Source organism: Prevotella sp. Rep29 (assembly GCF_019551475.1).
GTDB lineage: Bacteria > Bacteroidota > Bacteroidia > Bacteroidales > Bacteroidaceae > Prevotella.
In genome coordinates, this window is the sequence record NZ_CP047159.1 from 2079595 (window position 1) to 2095275 (window position 15681).

Below are 15681 nucleotides of genomic sequence, written 5' to 3' on the forward strand. Positions count from 1 at the left end.
GAAATCCAACTTTTCTGTAAAATCGTTCGTCAATCAAAGGAGTTTTTGCTATCTTTGCAGAGGATTGGAACACGGAGAATTGTTCCCGTTAGGTATTGCTATATTCACTAAAACATCAATATGACATGAAAAAACTCTTTATCTTATTGGCACTCACAGCCCTTTTCGGCAACGTGAAGGCACAGACGGACAACGACCGCCGAGTCATCTTCATCATGCTCGACGGGCTGCGCTGGCAGGAATTGTTCAACGGGGCAGACACTGCAATCATCAACGTGAAGCGATATGCTCCGAACACGAAGGGAATCACCGACCTCTACTGGCGACCGACTCAGGACGAGCGCCGAATGGCACTCATGCCTTTTACGTGGGGCTACATCAAGCAACATGGTCTCATCATCGGCAACCGATGGAAAAACAGCCTCATGCAGGTCAGCAACAAATATAAATTCTCCTATCCGGGATACTCGGAAACGCTCTGCGGATGGGCTGACGACGAGCGCATCAACAGCAACGACAATGTTCCCAACCCGAACATCAACGTGCTCGAGGTTGCCAACAAATCGAAAAAATACAATAACAGCGTGATGGCATACGCCTGCTGGGGAACCGTGCGCTATATCCTGAACGACGAACGATGCGGATTTCCCGTGCAGGCAGGAAAATACATGCCCACCACCACGGAGAACCCATCGGTCATCGAGACTTTCCTGGACGACATGAAACGCGAGATGGTCGAGTTCTGGGGAGACGTCACGCTCGACTACATCACCTACCGATATGCCTCCGAAGCAATGAAAAACCACAAGCCGAAAGTGCTGTACGTGTCATTCGGAGAGACCGACGAATTTGCTCACAACGGGCGCTACGACCACTATCTGATGGCTGCCACACACAACGATTCGTTCATCCAGAGACTTTGGCAGCAGGCGCAGGACGATCCGTTCTATCGGGACAAGACCACCTTCATCGTGACCTGCGACCACGGCAGAGGCATCGGCAAGCAATGGACCGACCACGGAACCAACACCGACCTCTCGGAAGAAACATGGCTTATGGCTTTCGGAAAGGATATTCCCGCACTGGGTGAGACGGAGAACAACGGACCGTTCTACAACAAACAGATTGCACCGACCATTGCCGCACTGCTCGGCATCGACTTCAAGCCCGAAGGCAAGGACATCGGAAAGAAATTCTTCTTTGTCAAATGAAAGTGTACCGGCGTTTACGACTAAGTGAAGAATAGAACAAAATTGCACAAACAATGACATTTGTGCACAAAACGGTATCAATTGTGCAATTTTCAGCATTTTTCTTTGCCACAAAGCAAAAAATGCGTACTTTTGCGCCGATAAACGAAATACACATATTATAATACATAAATTCTATGAGTTTGAAAATTGTTGTACTTGCCAAGCAAGTACCCGACACAAGAAACGTGGGCAAAGATGCCATGACCGCCGAAGGAACGGTCAACCGCGCCGCTCTGCCTGCCATCTTCAACCCCGAAGATTTGAATGCCTTGGAACAGGCGCTCCGGCTGAAGGAGCAGCATCCGGGCTCTACAGTAGGTATTCTGACAATGGGACCGCCGCGCGCCGGTGAAATCATCCGACAAGGATTGTATCGCGGCGCTGATACGGGCTGGTTGCTGACCGACCGTCTTTTCGCCGGTGCCGACACATTGGCAACGAGTTATGCATTGGCAACAGCCATCAAGAAAATCGGCGACGTGGACATCGTCATCGGTGGACGACAGGCTATTGACGGCGACACCGCACAGGTGGGTCCACAGGTAGCCCAGAAACTGGGACTCAACCAGGTGACATACGCAGAAGAGATTCTGAAGATAGAAAACAACGTGGCTACTATCCGTCGCGTCATCGACGGTGGTGTGGAGACTGTTGAAGCACCGCTGCCCGTCGTCGTGACGGTCAACGGAAGCGCAGCCCCCTGCCGTCCGTGCAACGCCAAACTGGTGATGAAGTACAAGCGTGCTACCTGTCCGATGGAACGTACCGAAGACAACAACGAGTACAACTACCTCTACGACGAGCGTCCTTATCTGACACTCAACCAGTGGAGCGTGGCTGACGTAGATGGCGATGCCGACCAGTGTGGTCTTTCCGGCTCTCCGACGAAGGTGAAAGCCGTGAAAAACATCGTGTTCCAGGCAAAAGAGTCGAAAACTTTGACGGCTTCTGATGCTGACGTAGAGGGAATGATCAAAGAATTGTTGGAAGAAAAAATCATCGGATAAAATAGAAAAGTTTTTATGGGTTTACTCGGTCGAATAATTGCCTGGTGCAAAGAGCACCCCATACTGGCAATAATCATCTATCTTTTGTTTTTCGATAACAACAATAATGATAACGACGATTAAATCATATAAATTCTTTTTGTCAAATTGAAAAAGATTATGAACAACGTATTTGTATATATAGAGATAGAGAACACCCTCGTTCAAGAGGTCTCTCAAGAATTGCTGACGAAAGGACGCAAGCTCGCCAACCAACTCGGCGTAGAGCTCCATGCCGTCGTCATCGGTACCGATATCAAAGGTAAGGTTGAAGAACAGATTCTGCCTTATGGCGTTGACAAACTCTTCGTATTCGATGCTCCGGAACTTTTCCCATACACTTCTGCACCACATACCGACATCATGGTGAACCTCTTCAAGGAGGAACAGCCGCAGATCTGTCTCATGGGAGCAACGGTCATCGGACGCGACCTCGGACCACGTGTCAGCTCATCGCTCACCAGCGGACTGACAGCCGACTGTACGGAACTGGAAATCGGTCCGTACGAGGACAAGAAAGCGGGTAAGACTTACGAAAATCTGCTCTATCAGATTCGTCCTGCATTCGGCGGTAACATCGTGGCAACAATCGTCAATCCCGACCACCGTCCGCAGATGGCAACCGTCCGCTCAGGCGTGATGCAGAAAGCCATTTACGACGGCGAATGCCGCAAAGAAGTGGTTTACCCCGAAGTGTCCAAGTATGTCAGCCCCGAGGCTTTCGTAGTGAAAGTGCTTGAACACCGCGTCGAGGCAGCCAAGCACAATCTGAAAGGTGCGCCCATCGTCGTAGCCGGCGGTTACGGCGTCGGTTCAAAAGAAGGTTTCGACCAGCTGTTTGAACTCGCCAAAGTGCTCCACGGCGAAGTGGGTGGCTCGCGTGCCGCCGTCGATGCTGGATGGATTGACCACGACCGACAGATTGGTCAGACGGGTGTCACCGTTCATCCGAAGGTATATATCGCCTGCGGTATCTCTGGTCAGATTCAGCATATCGCCGGTATGCAGGACTCAGGCATCATCATCTCCATCAACAACGACCCCGAAGCGCCAATCAACAAGATTGCCGACTACGTGATTGTAGGCACGGTGGAGGAAACTGTTCCGAAACTGATTAAGTACTACAAACAGAATTCAAAGTAAAATGAAACTAACCATCCTCTCGGTTCTTTTCTATGCAGCATTGGTGGTTGCAAATATATGGTTTGCCATCACCATGGAGGCAGATTGCACTAAACACATCTTTTCAAAAGTGTTGAACGTATTATTTGCCTTATACTTTGCATACAATTTATATAAGGAATTGAAAGGAATAAAGAGAAAATAATTATGGCAAACTATTTTACTGACCATCCCGAATTGGAATTTCATCTTCATCACCCGCTGATGAAGCGCATCGTTGAGTTGAAAGAACGCAACTTTGCGGATAAAGATAAGTATGAAGATGCGCCCGTTGACTACAACGACGCCATCGAGAACTATAAGCAACTGCTCGATATCACGGGCGACATCGCTGCGAACATCATCGAACCAAACTCTGAGAGTGTTGACCTCGAAGGTCCGCATCTCGAAAACGGACGCATGATTTACGCATCGAAGACCTTCGAGAATATCGACGCTACGCGCAAAGCAGGTCTTTGGGGCATCTCCATGCCACGTCGCTACGGTGGACTGAACATGCCCATCACACCGTACTCAATGGCTTCGGAGATTGTTTCGACGGCAGATGCCGGCTTCCAGAACATCTGGTCGCTGCAAGACTGCATCGAGACCCTCTACGAATTTGGCTCAGAAGAACAGCGCCAGAAGTACATCCCGCGTGTTTGTGCCGGTGAAACCATGTCAATGGACCTCACCGAGCCCGACGCAGGTTCTGACCTCCAGCGCGTGATGCTCAAGGCAACCTATGACGAAGAGAACGATTGCTGGCGACTGAACGGTGTGAAACGCTTCATCACCAACGGCGATTCAGACATCCACCTCGTGCTGGCACGTTCGGAAGAAGGCACCCGTGACGGTCGCGGACTCTCGATGTTCATCTACGACAAGCGCGACGGCGGCGTGGATGTGCGCCACATCGAGCACAAACTCGGTATTCACGGTTCGCCCACCTGCGAGCTGACCTACAAGAATGCGAAGGCTGAACTCTGCGGAAGCACACGCCTCGGACTTATCAAATACGTCATGGCACTCATGAACGGAGCCCGCCTGGGCATCGCCGCACAATCGACAGGTCTGTCGCAGGCTGCCTACAACGAAGCACTCGCCTACGCCAAGGAGCGCCGTCAGTTCGATACCGCCATCATCGACTTCCCCGCCGTATATGACATGCTCAGCCGCATGAAGGCAAAACTCGATGCCGGACGCAGCATCCTCTATCAGACAGCCCGCTACGTCGATATCTACAAAGCACTGGAAGACATCGCCCGTGAGCGTACGCTGACTCCCGAAGAGCGCCAGGAACAGAAGCTCTACTCACGACTGGCAGACGCTTTCACACCACTGGCAAAGGGTATGAACTCGGAATATGCCAACCAGAACGCCTACGACGCGATTCAGGTGCACGGCGGTTCGGGCTTTATCATGGAATATAAGTGTCAGCGACTCTATCGCGACGCACGCATCTTCTCCATCTACGAGGGAACGACGCAGCTGCAAGTGGTGGCAGCCATCCGCTACATCACCAACGGAACATACCTCAACCTGATGAAGGAAATGCTCGAAAAGGAAGTCAGCGACGAGATGAAACCGCTCAAAGTGCGCGTGGAAGGCATGGTGAAAAACTACGAGGAGGCACTCAACTACGTCAAGGAACTGAACAACCAAGACGCGCAAGACTTCCTCGCACGCCGACTCTACGACATGACGGCAGAGATTATGATGTCGCTCCTCATCCTCGACGATGCCAGCCGGGCACCCGAACTCTTCGCCAAGAGCGCCAACGTCTATGTGCGCATGGCAGAAGAGAACGTACTCGGAAAGACCGTTTATGTGCGCCACTTCACGCCCGAAGACCTCAAAAGCTTCACGGCAAGGGAGTGTGAATGCAAAGAATAATCACTGAACAACATTTAGCAAATTCCCCTCACAAAGGGGAATTTGCGTTATTTGGCAGATGGATACCATACAACATATCATCATAGATGACACGCTCCAGAACATCGGTGACACAAAATTCACCGACTATCTGTGCCATGCCTATTGTCATGAAGGATATTGCACGTTTACCTACAACAACCAAGCCTTCCGCTTCGGTAAGGGCGACTGTATGATTATCCCCTGTCGGCGCGACATGATAGAGCATCTTGAGGAAAGCAAGGACTTCCGCGTGGACGTGATATCTGCCACACTGGAGTTCCTTCAGGTGGCAACACCGCAGAGCAACTATGGCATGAAGGGACATCTGGCGCTGTTCGACAATCCCATCATGCGCCTCACGGAAGAACAACAGAAACGCTGCATCAACAACTTCTCCGTCATCAGGCAACGCCTCTCGCAGCCGCAACACCACTTCTTCCGCGACGTACTCATCAATGCCGTGCAGACGATGATACTCGACTTCTTCGACTTCCACGCAGAACTGTATGGCTTCGATAAGATTTCCACACAATACCAGCAGCTGATGCAGCAGTTTATCGACTTACTGGAACGAGGCGATTTCCGACAGAATCGCGAGATAGGATATTACGCCGACAAACTCTGCGTCACACCCAAATATCTCAGCGAGGTGTCGAAAAAGGTGAGCGGACTGCCTGCCAACTATTGGATTACGCGCTATACCGCGCTCGACATCAGCCGACTGCTGCGCGACCGCACACGCTCTTTTACCGAAATCAGCGACCTGTTCGGCTTCTCGTCCCTCTCCCACTTCAGCCGATACGTCCAGAACAATCTCGGAGCCAAGCCCACCGATTTCAGGGAATAGATGCCTGGAGCCATTCCCACAAATAGGACCCATGTTCAGCCTACCTGTCACGAAAATACGCCCCGGCGTTTTTTCCAAACCCCGGAGCGTACGTCAATTCAAACAATCCAATCTTTTAATCTACTCCAAAAGTAGCAATAACCAATGAATTCTTTTCATCCTTTTCATTCGGATTGGTCACATAGATACCATACTCCCCAGCTGGCAGATTGTCAATCGCAACGAGATAAGAATCCTCACCATACTTCTTGGCATTGAAATCCATCCGCTTCATATTGTTGCTTGAGTCACCTCCAAATGAATTTGACTTCGACATCTCTGCACGTCGAGCATTGCCTTTTATATCAAACTGAATGATGTTAATGATTTGCAAAGGATCAGTCTTATTATCTACCGCACGGACGATAAATTTTGTCAAGGCCGATTGAGGAATGCGTGTCTTAGCCGTTTTTCCTTGTATATGCAGGCGCGACTTGATGCTTCCAATACCCACGAGATAAAGAGATGCACCAGCTTTTGTTTTTATCTGAGCATTTTCTTTAGGCAGTAAAAGCCCTTCTGTGTCAGTCTTCACATATACCACCTGTCCCGAAAATTCAGGTTCATCTACAGTTATTTTGTTCTGTGCATTTGCATGTACCACTACGATACCGGCGATTAACGCTAAAATAATCTTTTTCATGATTTTAATCCTTAATAATGTTAGACGTGAATATTTTTATGAGCCACTTACTGTTGTTTAGCTGAGACAGAAAAGAAACGTGGACTCTTCAACTTCGTCATCAGTTTCTCTCACGTATCGCCAAACACGTCAAACGTTCCAATTACGAGTAAAAGCCCACGTCAGTCATGACGTGAGCGTTGAGACTTCTACTCTTGAACGTTTTTCTTCTAATTGGCGATTTCGAGAGAAAACAAGAATAAAGCTAACGCTTCTTATCTATATGTCTTTTGTCTGTTTTATTAGTCCATAGGCAACAGGTTTCGTTCAACTTATATTTTGGATACATTGCAAAGATACAAAAAAAGGGAATACAAAAAGAATTTATGAACACATTTTCTCTCTTATAAAAGAACATCTGCCTCCGTATATCCTTTTTATAATGCTTTCTCATGTTTTTTCAGATTACATTTCGATACGTTCTACGCGCAGGCGTAGGGTGCCGGCAGGCACGCGCACTTCAATGACATCGCCCACCTTCTTGTTGAGCAACGCCTGTGCTATGGGCGACTTGACGGAGATTTTTCCCTCGCGAAGGTTGGCCTCGTGAGGGCTGGTGAGCGTATAGGTCATCCGGCTGTTATTTCCCAGATTGGTGATTTCCACCCTACTGAGCAACTGGATGCAGTCACTCGTGCGGTTCGACATGTCAATCACGCGGGCATGAGCCAGCACTCTCTGCTTGTAGCGAATCCTGCTCAACAGCCTCCCTTGTTCACGCTTGGCTGCATGATACTCAAAGTTCTCACTGAGGTCGCCCTTGTCGCGCGCCTCGGCAATCGCCTCCCTCACCTGCGGAAGTTCCACACTCTCCAACTGTCGTAACTCGGCTACGAGCTTGTCGTAGCCTTCCTGAGACATATATTCCATATCAGTCTTTTTCTTTTTCCGGATGCGAAGTTACGAAAAAAAGACGAACACACACGCCCGTACCCCTTAAAATATAGCGACTAACAGGCAAAACGGAGAGAAAAAACGCCACTTTCCATTCCCCAGACGTAAAGGACGGAAGAGCAAACCACCACCCCTCTCATCAACCGACAGAGCATATATTATATAAAATAATGTGGCGTGAGTCCGACATAAGAATGACGAAAATTTTATGACGCTTCTCATGCCGTCCCCTCATTCCACCCGTTAAGCCGCCTCCCACTTTTGTATATTTATGCATGGGAGGAGCGGTTGGAGGGCAATTTGTAAACCTTTGAATTTCAATACTTTAAAAACGGCTTTCCAAAAGTGCCACTTTCGCACTCCAAAAGGGGAACTTTTAGGAGCTAAAAGTGGCACTTTTGGAAAGCAAAAGTTCCCCTTTTGGAAAACGAAAGTTCAACTGCATATTTATGCGCCCTTTTCCGCATGTTTATACAGGATGTGTTTTGGTGTTTTTTTTCGCCAAATTCACGTTAAAGTAACAGGTCTTATAACCGATTGGGAGCGAAAGTCTGTTTTTGATAAAATTCCCCGAAATTTGTGTAACTAACGCTTTTGATAAATTCCGTAATTTTGCATCCAGTTGATGAACCTCCTCCCATAAAATTTGGAGACAGGGATGAACAAAACTAAAAACATTTACGAATATGAAACGAATCATCACAATCATGATGGCAGTATTGACTATGACAACAGTACAAGGACAGACGCTGACAGAGCGTCAGAAGGGATTGGCTGCATGTGCATGCCTGATGGCACAAGGCGACCTGAAGAGATTGGAACCTGCCGTGCGACAGGCTCTGGACAACGGCGTGACCATCAACGAACTGAAAGAGGCTCTCTCGCAACTCTATGCCTACACAGGCTTTCCACGTTCGCTGAATGCGCTGGGCGTATTGAGCAAAGTGTTGCAAGAAGGCAATAATCCGAATTGGAAAGAAGGTAAGCCCTGGAAACGTCCTAAGGAATGGGACGATGCACGGAAAGCCTATGAACTGGGCAAGAAGAATCAGACACAACTCTCCGGAAAGCCGTTTGACTATGCTTTCTGTCCGCAAAACGACTATTACCTGAAGTCACATCTCTTCGGCGACATCTTCGCCGGCGACCAGCTCTCGGCTGCCGACCGCGAGATCGTCACCGTAGCAGCACTGAGCGGTCTCGACGGCGTTGCCCCGCAGTTGAACGCCCACAAGCTGGGCGCCGTAAACATGGGCAACAGTCAGGAACTGGTGGATGAACTCAGCCAGTGGCTCGACAGCGAGGGATACACCCTGCGCAGCGGTTTTCCAAAAGGCGAACCCAACACGGCTTATGCACAATATTTCACAGGCAATAGTTATCTGGCACCGATGGATGCACAGAACGGCGGTCCTGCCAACGTCACTTTCGAGCCGCGCTGCCGCAACAACTGGCACATCCACCACAAGCAGGTGCAGGTGCTCATCTGCGTAAGCGGTCGCGGCTGGTACCAGGAATGGGGAAAGGACCCTGTACCGATGACCCCCGGAACGGTCATTGCCATCCCTGCCGAAACCAAGCACTGGCATGGCGCTGCCCGCGATTCATGGTTCCAACACCTGACCTACCATACGCACGTGGAGGAAGGAGCCAGCAACGAATGGCTGGAACCCGTGACCGACGAGGTGTATGACAAACTGCAATAGACAATATAACAAGACAAACTTATCGGTCAGCCATCAAGCCCTTTCCATAAAACACAAAAAAAGCATGAGCACATTCGTAGAATACTTCAAGCACCATTGGAAAAAGAACGACGCAGAAGGGCGCCACTTGATTCATTCATGTCCCGAACTGATAGACTGCATTCAGCAAGTGGGATTTCTTCCACTGCTGGAGAGTGGAATAGAAGGCTACAGCGCCGAAGCATTAATGGCTGAGGAATGCCGTTTCACGGAGTTTCCAGACGGTTCTTGGGAGTGGCCGCTATGGCAATGGAAGAGCTCTGTCGTGACCGAAGGCAACTGCGTTTACGGGAAATTCTTTGCCGGCAAGGCTGGCTTCATCAGCCGCAAGTGGTGGCACGACTTCTACAACTGGCGACGCAGTAAGCATCCCATCCCTGAAGAGGGCACCATTGAGGACATCATCCTGCAGACCTTACGTGAGAATGGCAGCATGATAGCACGAGAGTTGCGGGCTGCCTGCGGAATGACCGGACCGAAGATGCGCGGAAAGTTTGACGCTTTCATCAACCGCCTTCAAATGGGTTGCCACATCGTCACCGAAGATTTCGTCTATCCAACCGACAAACACGGGCGGGAATACGGTTTCGGATGGTCACTGCTCACCACGCCCGAACACCTGCTCGGTGCGGATGCCTGCCGATGTTCAAGAACTCCAGAAGAGTCGTATCGCCACATGGAGGAGCATCTCACCCGACTGCTGCCCGAAGCAACGGAAAAACAAATCAAGAAAATCTTGCAATAAGGAAGCGGCGAGGACAGCATGAGTGCTCCTGCACCACCGATGCGCTGCAACCTTTTCGCTCCAAACAATCACATTCTCCGTTTTTGACAATTCTCTCCGAAATTTGTGTAACACAAGTTTCGCGGAGTTCCCGTACCTTTGCCGTTGAAATCCAATGGTGAGAATCATTCAAATTATCAAAAACATAAAACAAATGAAAAAGACATTGATTGCGTATTACTCCCGTCGCGGGGAAAACTATGTGAACGGAAGCATCCGTGAACTGAAACTTGGAAACACGGAAGTGGTGGCACAGAAGATTAAGGACCTGCTACCCGAAGCCGACATATTCCAGATTGACACGACCTACGAATACTCCAAATCGTACATGACGTGCATTGAAGAAGCCAAGAAAGAACTGCGGGAACAGGCTCGTCCGGAAGTGAAGAATCCACTGGACAGCATCGACCAATACGACACCATCATACTTGGCTATCCCAACTGGTGGGGCACCATGCCCATGGTCTGCTATACTTTCCTCGAAAGCTACGACTTCACGGGCAAGACCATCATCCCGTTCTGCACCAACGAAGGCAGTGGAATGGGCAGCAGCGAACGCTTCATCAAGAAGCTCTGCCCCACGGCAACCGTACTCAACGGAACACCCATCCACGGAGCAGAGGCGGCAAATGCTGACCACGAAGTACAATCAATCGTAAACCTGACAAAATAACCTCATGATGATGGAAGCATTCAGAGTTGACCCCAGAAAGACGACTCCCGAGGAGATGGAGCGTGGTATGCGTGACGTGAAACTGGTATTCGGCATCAATCATACGATGCCCTACACCGATGAATACAATCAGTTGGTAAAAGAACTTTTTGAAGGAAATATCGGTGAGGGAAGCATGGTGCTGCCGCCTCTCAATCTCGTGTGTGCCAACCAAGTGAAGATTGGCAGGAATGTGATGATTATGGGCGGATGTCTGATGATGTCGCGCGGAGGCATTACCATCGACGATGACGTGATGATTGCCGCCAACGCACAACTGATTTCCAACAACCACGACCTGCATGACCATCCCATCCTTATCTGCAAACCCGTCCACATCTGTCGCAACGCGTGGATAGGTGCCGGGGCTACCATTCTCCCTGGTGTGACCGTCGGTGAAAATGCGGTCGTTGCTGCCGGTGCAGTGGTCACAAAAGATGTTGCCCCGAATACCATCGTGGGCGGAAATCCCGCAAAGTTGATTAAGAATATAGAATAAATAAAGGAGCCTTATGAGAAAAATTATTTTGAGTTTAATGACTTTAATGAGTGTTACGATTATGGCACAGAAGAATCAGACGTATCTGACGTTGAACAACGGCGTGAAGATGCCTCAGTTCGGACTGGGAGTGTATAGCATTCCTGATGGTGAAGAAACTTACAACTCGGTGATGACCGCCTTGAAATGCGGTTACCGCCACATCGACACGGCTCATGCCTACCAGAACGAGCGCAGCGTGGGACGTGCCGTGAAGGACAGCGGTATCGACCGTTCTGAGATTTGGATCACGAGCAAGCTGTGGCCCAACGAATACGGCGAGGGTTACCAGCGCATGATTGACGCCAGTGCTGCCCAGCGCGTGGGAACGAGCGACGAGATAGCCGAAGCCGCTGCCTTCCTGCTCGGCGAGCATGCCCGGTTCATAACCGGTACCGACTTGCTCATTGACGGTGGTGTCATTGCTGCCATCCGCACAGGAGAATATCAGTTGGGGTAAAACCTTCACCTCACATCAGCAAGGAAACCTGAAAACAACGGTATGTGCAAAAATGGTAAACATACCCGAAATTTGTATTCCATCAAAAGGCCGGGGTTTCATAACTTTGCCTTTGATTAAAAAAAAATGAATCATATGAAAACAATGAAGTACATCTTGGCGTCAGCGCTCTGTCTGCTGGTGTCCACCGCGTGCAGCGGAAACAAGAAGTTTGAAGGAAACATGAACGGCGCCGAAAAGAATGCGGAAGCCAAGGCCGTTGCGAAGGAAGGCGGCAAGTTGCTCGTCGTATTTTTCTCTCACGCCGGCGACAACTATGCCGTAGGAAACATTGAGGTGGGCAACACGAAGATTGTTGCCGACTACATCTCGGAAATCACGGGAGCCGACCAGTTTGAAATCGTGACACATAAATACGACGGCATGGCATATCGGCCGCTGTGTGATTTGGCGAAGAAGGAACAGCAAAACGGCAAACTGCCTGAGTTTGAGGGTTCCATTGACAATCTTGACGACTACGACACGATCTTCATCGGCGATCCTGTCTGGTGGGGAACCTATCCGCAGGTGATGTTCACGTTCTTCAAGAAGTATGACCTCAACGGCAAAACCCTGATTCCGTTCACCACCCATGAGGGTAGCGGTCTGGGCAGCTGTGTGGATGATGTGCGCAAAGCCTATCCGAAAGCCAACGTCCTCAACGGCTTTTCAATGTACGGTCACGACGTTCGCACCCACAAATCGACGGTTGTGAAATGGCTCAAAAGCTTAGGTTTTGGGGAATAAACGGTTCGACGACATTCCTCGTTCCACTCCTCTCACTTGACGCCTTACCGCTTTTGTAGGTATATGCGGAGTGTTTTTGAGCGCATTATTTTTCTCAGATTTACGTTATTGGGGAAAAAGTATTACCTTTGCAGACAAAAAGATTTGCAAGATGGAACAAGGAACATTCTATGAGATTTGTGGCTGGGTGGCGAGTATCGGAATGATTCTCGGCTACCTGCCGCAAGCCATACGCACAATTCGCACACGCAAGACCGACGACATCGCCCTGCCCACGTTCATGATGATGGGTATCGGTGCCATGGCTTTTATGCTTCAGGGACTGCTGCATAAGCCCGACATCATCTGGTCGCTCTTTCTGACCAACCTGGTGACGATGACCTGTAGCATCATCGTGTTTGGGATTAAGGTCTATAATGACTATTTCAAAAAGCGACAACCGAATTGACGAAAACATCTCTTATGTGTTCATCTCTTCTTGTCCAAGCCGGAGATGTATCAGCTTTGACATTTTGAATTTATCTCCTATGAGCATTGCCATGCGTGTAAAGAACGTCAGGCGATGCCCCAATATCCGTCGTGTTTCGGTGAAAAACGGGCGGCTTTCCAACAACGTGGTTCCCGTCTCGCGTGCAAAAGTTCTTGCCCGATTGACATAGAATGGCATCGGTGCATTGCGATTGCCGAGACGGCGCACATAGAAGTTTGCCACATGGATTCCAACTTGATTGGTCGCATCAAAAATCAATTCTGCTTTTTGAAAGTTTTTTCCGAGTTTTTGTACAAAGTCCGTTAACCGGTCATGAGGGAAATATTGAAACACTCCTGATGCTACAAACAGTGTCGGCAGTGAGCAATCTATCTTTTCAGCCCACTCTATCTCGAACATGTCTTCTCCCAGGAGGATTTCTCCATCGGTCTCTCCGAGCAATTCCCGGCGCAGGGCGATGACATCTGGCAAATCGACTTCATAGAACTTTGCTGATGTTGGTTTTATCCGATGATATGAGGTGTCTAATCCGGCACCAAGGTGTATGATATTGCACCGTTCATTTCTGGCTATAAATCGGCGGGTCATGTCGTCGATATTGTAATAACGCGCCACTGAAGCCATATTTTCATACTCCCTTGAAGCGAGCATTATGTGCTGCCACTTTGCCGGAAGGTTTGCCTCCAGTTCCAACGCTTTTTCATCACGGAAATAGTCGGGGAATTGTTTTGACACAATAATTCTTGCCACTAAAGGGATGTAGAGGGTGTCTGCTATGCCTTGAAGTTTTTCCATATCTCTCTTTTTGTGCAAAAGTAAATAGGATTTGCCATCGGGACAATACCTAAAAACGATGAAATTTGCGCAAGAGGGGCATAATGCCATGATAGGATTTATCCTTCTTGACGTGGCGCTCACGCTTCTCTGTGCAGCAGGTCGTAAATCTGGCGTGCCGCATTTTCCGAAGCTTTCTCGCTGCCTAACAACCGGCGCACTTTTTCGTAGCCCTGAATCATCTTTTCACGATGCCCGTCCGCTGCATTGGGAAGGAGTCTGACGAGCTCTTCCCGGATATTTGCAACGGAGAATTTCTCGGCTACCAACTCTGTCACCACTTCCTCGTCGGCAATGAGATTGACCAGCGAGACGTATTTCACTTTGAGCAGATGCTTCCGAAGGAATCCGATAAGTGCGGGCAGCGGTGTCTCATAGCACACCACTTGCGGCACGCCGAAGAGTGCCGTTTCGAGCGTTGCCGTACCGCTCGTGACCAATGCTGCCGTAGATTGTTCCAGCAGCGCATAGGTATCGTTTCTGACCAGACTCACTCCGCTGCCGGCAATGAACTTCTCGTAATACTCGTCATCTATCGATGGAGCACCGGCAACCACCAGTTGATAGCCGTCTATCTCCTTAGCCGCTTCAATCATTGCCGGAAGATTGTCCTTGATTTCCTGTTTTCTGCTGCCTGCCAGCAGGGCGATGATGGGTCGTCGGGTACCGTCCAGTCCTCCGTGGCGGTCGGTAAATTCTTCCATCGTTTCCTGATATCGGGCATGAAAGACGGACACCTCGTCTGCCGTTGGGTTCCCTACGTAGTGAATCGGATAGTGATGCTTCTTCTCATAGAAGTCCACCTCGAAAGGCAGGATGGAAAACAGCTCGTCCACATCGCGACGAATATTCTTGATGCGATATTCCTTCCATGCCCATATCTTGGGTGAGATATAGTAATAGACGGGTATTCCCAGCTTCGAATGAACGTGTTTTGCAATCTTCAGGTTGAAGCCCGGATAATCGACCAGGATGACGGCATCGGGATTCCACTCCTCGATATCGCGTTTGCAGATAGACATGTTCTTGAATATCGTCTTGAGATGCAGAAGCACAGGGATAAATCCCATATAAGCCATGTCGCGATAGTGTTTCACACGGAAGCCTCCTTCGGCAGACATCAGGTCGCCTCCGAAGAAGCGGAAATCCGCCTCTCGGTCAACCTCCTTCAACGAGCGCATCAGTCTGGATGCATGAAGGTCGCCACTCGCCTCACCGGCTATCAGATAGTATTTCATTTCTTTCGTGGTTTTCTGTTAGAACCTGACAGCCCGTTCCTATCCATATACGAAATCATGGCTATCACGCGACAAAGGTAACCGCTTTCTTTGAAATATCCAAATTCATACATCAAAAGAACGAAACGGAGCGAATATGAAGCCATTCCTTGAAGTCCTTAAAACCAAATTCAGTGAATTTGATGACCAATTTCAGTGAATTTGATGACCAAACTCACTGAATTTGGTTTGTAAAAGTACAACAAGAAGGTGCGA

16 protein-coding genes are annotated in these 15681 nt (G+C 49.3%); 12 read left to right on the plus strand and 4 right to left on the minus strand.

Annotated elements, in window-relative coordinates; genetic code table 11:
* Positions 1-125 precede the first annotated feature (125 nt).
* The 5 genes from GRF55_RS08840 (at position 126) to GRF55_RS08860 (ending at position 6224) form a co-directional block, all read left to right on the plus strand.
* Entirely contained in the window at positions 126-1211 is a 1086-nt protein-coding gene (locus tag GRF55_RS08840) for an alkaline phosphatase family protein (RefSeq protein ID WP_220368060.1), read from the plus strand.
* Between the two features lie 176 nt (positions 1212-1387).
* Positions 1388-2260: an electron transfer flavoprotein subunit beta/FixA family protein gene (locus GRF55_RS08845; protein ID WP_220368061.1), complete on the plus strand. Its 873-nt coding sequence runs from the start codon at positions 1388-1390 to the stop codon at positions 2258-2260.
* Between the two features lie 159 nt (positions 2261-2419).
* The gene (locus GRF55_RS08850; protein ID WP_220368062.1) at positions 2420-3442 is read left to right on the plus strand and encodes an electron transfer flavoprotein subunit alpha/FixB family protein; all 1023 of its coding nucleotides are present in this window, start codon (positions 2420-2422) and stop codon (positions 3440-3442) included.
* Positions 3443-3628: 186 nt separating this feature from the next.
* A complete protein-coding gene (locus GRF55_RS08855; protein ID WP_220368063.1) occupies positions 3629-5356 on the plus strand; it encodes an acyl-CoA dehydrogenase family protein in 1728 nt (575 codons plus the stop codon).
* A 58-nt stretch (positions 5357-5414) separates the two neighbouring features.
* Positions 5415-6224, plus strand: coding sequence for a helix-turn-helix transcriptional regulator (locus GRF55_RS08860; RefSeq protein ID WP_220368064.1), 810 nt, complete (start codon positions 5415-5417; stop codon positions 6222-6224).
* 115 nt (positions 6225-6339) lie between these two features.
* Here GRF55_RS08860 and GRF55_RS08865 read toward each other — a convergent pair whose 3' ends face one another.
* Together GRF55_RS08865 and greA are read right to left on the minus strand one after the other, a co-directional pair.
* Positions 6340-6906 (minus strand): hypothetical protein, encoded by a 567-nt coding sequence (locus GRF55_RS08865; RefSeq protein WP_220368065.1) that lies wholly within the window; start codon positions 6904-6906, stop codon positions 6340-6342.
* Positions 6907-7350: 444 nt separating this feature from the next.
* A complete protein-coding gene (gene greA, locus GRF55_RS08870) occupies positions 7351-7815 on the minus strand; it encodes a transcription elongation factor GreA (protein ID WP_220368066.1) in 465 nt (154 codons plus the stop codon).
* Positions 7816-8525: 710 nt separating this feature from the next.
* On the opposite strand from greA, the gene GRF55_RS08875 reads away from it, so the two are divergent.
* The 7 genes from GRF55_RS08875 to GRF55_RS08905 all read left to right on the plus strand — a co-directional run bounded on the left by GRF55_RS08875 (position 8526) and on the right by GRF55_RS08905 (position 13312).
* Complete coding sequence (locus tag GRF55_RS08875; protein WP_220368067.1) at positions 8526-9545, plus strand: carboxymuconolactone decarboxylase family protein; 1020 nt, start codon at positions 8526-8528, stop codon at positions 9543-9545.
* A gap of 64 nt (positions 9546-9609) precedes the next feature.
* Complete coding sequence (locus GRF55_RS08880; protein WP_255563779.1) at positions 9610-10329, plus strand: hypothetical protein; 720 nt, start codon at positions 9610-9612, stop codon at positions 10327-10329.
* Positions 10330-10522: 193 nt separating this feature from the next.
* Positions 10523-11041, plus strand: a complete 519-nt coding sequence (locus GRF55_RS08885) for a flavodoxin (protein WP_220368068.1) — start codon at positions 10523-10525, stop codon at positions 11039-11041.
* Positions 11042-11051: 10 nt separating this feature from the next.
* Positions 11052-11579, plus strand: a complete 528-nt coding sequence (locus GRF55_RS11785) for a DapH/DapD/GlmU-related protein (protein WP_220369682.1) — start codon at positions 11052-11054, stop codon at positions 11577-11579.
* A 61-nt stretch (positions 11580-11640) separates the two neighbouring features.
* Entirely contained in the window at positions 11641-12078 is a 438-nt protein-coding gene (locus GRF55_RS08895) for an aldo/keto reductase (RefSeq protein ID WP_255563780.1), read from the plus strand.
* 135 nt (positions 12079-12213) lie between these two features.
* A complete protein-coding gene (locus tag GRF55_RS08900; RefSeq protein WP_220368069.1) occupies positions 12214-12864 on the plus strand; it encodes a flavodoxin in 651 nt (216 codons plus the stop codon).
* A gap of 151 nt (positions 12865-13015) precedes the next feature.
* Positions 13016-13312 carry a SemiSWEET family sugar transporter gene (locus tag GRF55_RS08905; RefSeq protein WP_220368070.1) on the plus strand — a complete coding sequence of 99 codons (297 nt, stop codon included), beginning with the start codon at positions 13016-13018 and terminating at the stop codon, positions 13310-13312.
* Positions 13313-13324: 12 nt separating this feature from the next.
* Here the strand turns inward: GRF55_RS08905 and GRF55_RS08910 are convergent, their stop codons facing one another.
* Positions 13325-14149, minus strand: a complete 825-nt coding sequence (locus GRF55_RS08910; protein ID WP_220368071.1) for a class I SAM-dependent methyltransferase — start codon at positions 14147-14149, stop codon at positions 13325-13327.
* 119 nt (positions 14150-14268) lie between these two features.
* Positions 14269-15426 (minus strand): lipid-A-disaccharide synthase, encoded by a 1158-nt coding sequence (gene lpxB / locus GRF55_RS08915; protein ID WP_220368072.1) that lies wholly within the window; start codon positions 15424-15426, stop codon positions 14269-14271.
* Positions 15427-15681: the final 255 nt, after the last annotated feature.

Excerpts from the sequence above, each read along its gene's own strand:
- GRF55_RS08840 (WP_220368060.1), top strand. The coding sequence starts at position 126 with ATGAAAAAACTCTTTATCTTATTGGCACTCACAGCCCTTTTCGGCAAC.
- GRF55_RS08845 (WP_220368061.1), top strand. The coding sequence starts at position 1,388 with ATGAGTTTGAAAATTGTTGTACTTGCCAAGCAAGTACCCGACACAAGA.
- GRF55_RS08850 (WP_220368062.1), top strand. The coding sequence starts at position 2,420 with ATGAACAACGTATTTGTATATATAGAGATAGAGAACACCCTCGTTCAA.
- GRF55_RS08855 (WP_220368063.1), top strand. The coding sequence starts at position 3,629 with ATGGCAAACTATTTTACTGACCATCCCGAATTGGAATTTCATCTTCAT.
- GRF55_RS08860 (WP_220368064.1), top strand. The coding sequence starts at position 5,415 with ATGGATACCATACAACATATCATCATAGATGACACGCTCCAGAACATC.
- GRF55_RS08865 (WP_220368065.1), bottom strand. The coding sequence starts at position 6,906 with ATGAAAAAGATTATTTTAGCGTTAATCGCCGGTATCGTAGTGGTACAT.
- greA (WP_220368066.1), bottom strand. The coding sequence starts at position 7,815 with ATGGAATATATGTCTCAGGAAGGCTACGACAAGCTCGTAGCCGAGTTA.
- GRF55_RS08875 (WP_220368067.1), top strand. The coding sequence starts at position 8,526 with ATGAAACGAATCATCACAATCATGATGGCAGTATTGACTATGACAACA.
- GRF55_RS08880 (WP_255563779.1), top strand. The coding sequence starts at position 9,610 with ATGAGCACATTCGTAGAATACTTCAAGCACCATTGGAAAAAGAACGAC.
- GRF55_RS08885 (WP_220368068.1), top strand. The coding sequence starts at position 10,523 with ATGAAAAAGACATTGATTGCGTATTACTCCCGTCGCGGGGAAAACTAT.
- GRF55_RS11785 (WP_220369682.1), top strand. The coding sequence starts at position 11,052 with ATGGAAGCATTCAGAGTTGACCCCAGAAAGACGACTCCCGAGGAGATG.
- GRF55_RS08895 (WP_255563780.1), top strand. The coding sequence starts at position 11,641 with ATGGCACAGAAGAATCAGACGTATCTGACGTTGAACAACGGCGTGAAG.
- GRF55_RS08900 (WP_220368069.1), top strand. The coding sequence starts at position 12,214 with ATGAAAACAATGAAGTACATCTTGGCGTCAGCGCTCTGTCTGCTGGTG.
- GRF55_RS08905 (WP_220368070.1), top strand. The coding sequence starts at position 13,016 with ATGGAACAAGGAACATTCTATGAGATTTGTGGCTGGGTGGCGAGTATC.
- GRF55_RS08910 (WP_220368071.1), bottom strand. The coding sequence starts at position 14,149 with ATGGAAAAACTTCAAGGCATAGCAGACACCCTCTACATCCCTTTAGTG.
- lpxB (WP_220368072.1), bottom strand. The coding sequence starts at position 15,426 with ATGAAATACTATCTGATAGCCGGTGAGGCGAGTGGCGACCTTCATGCA.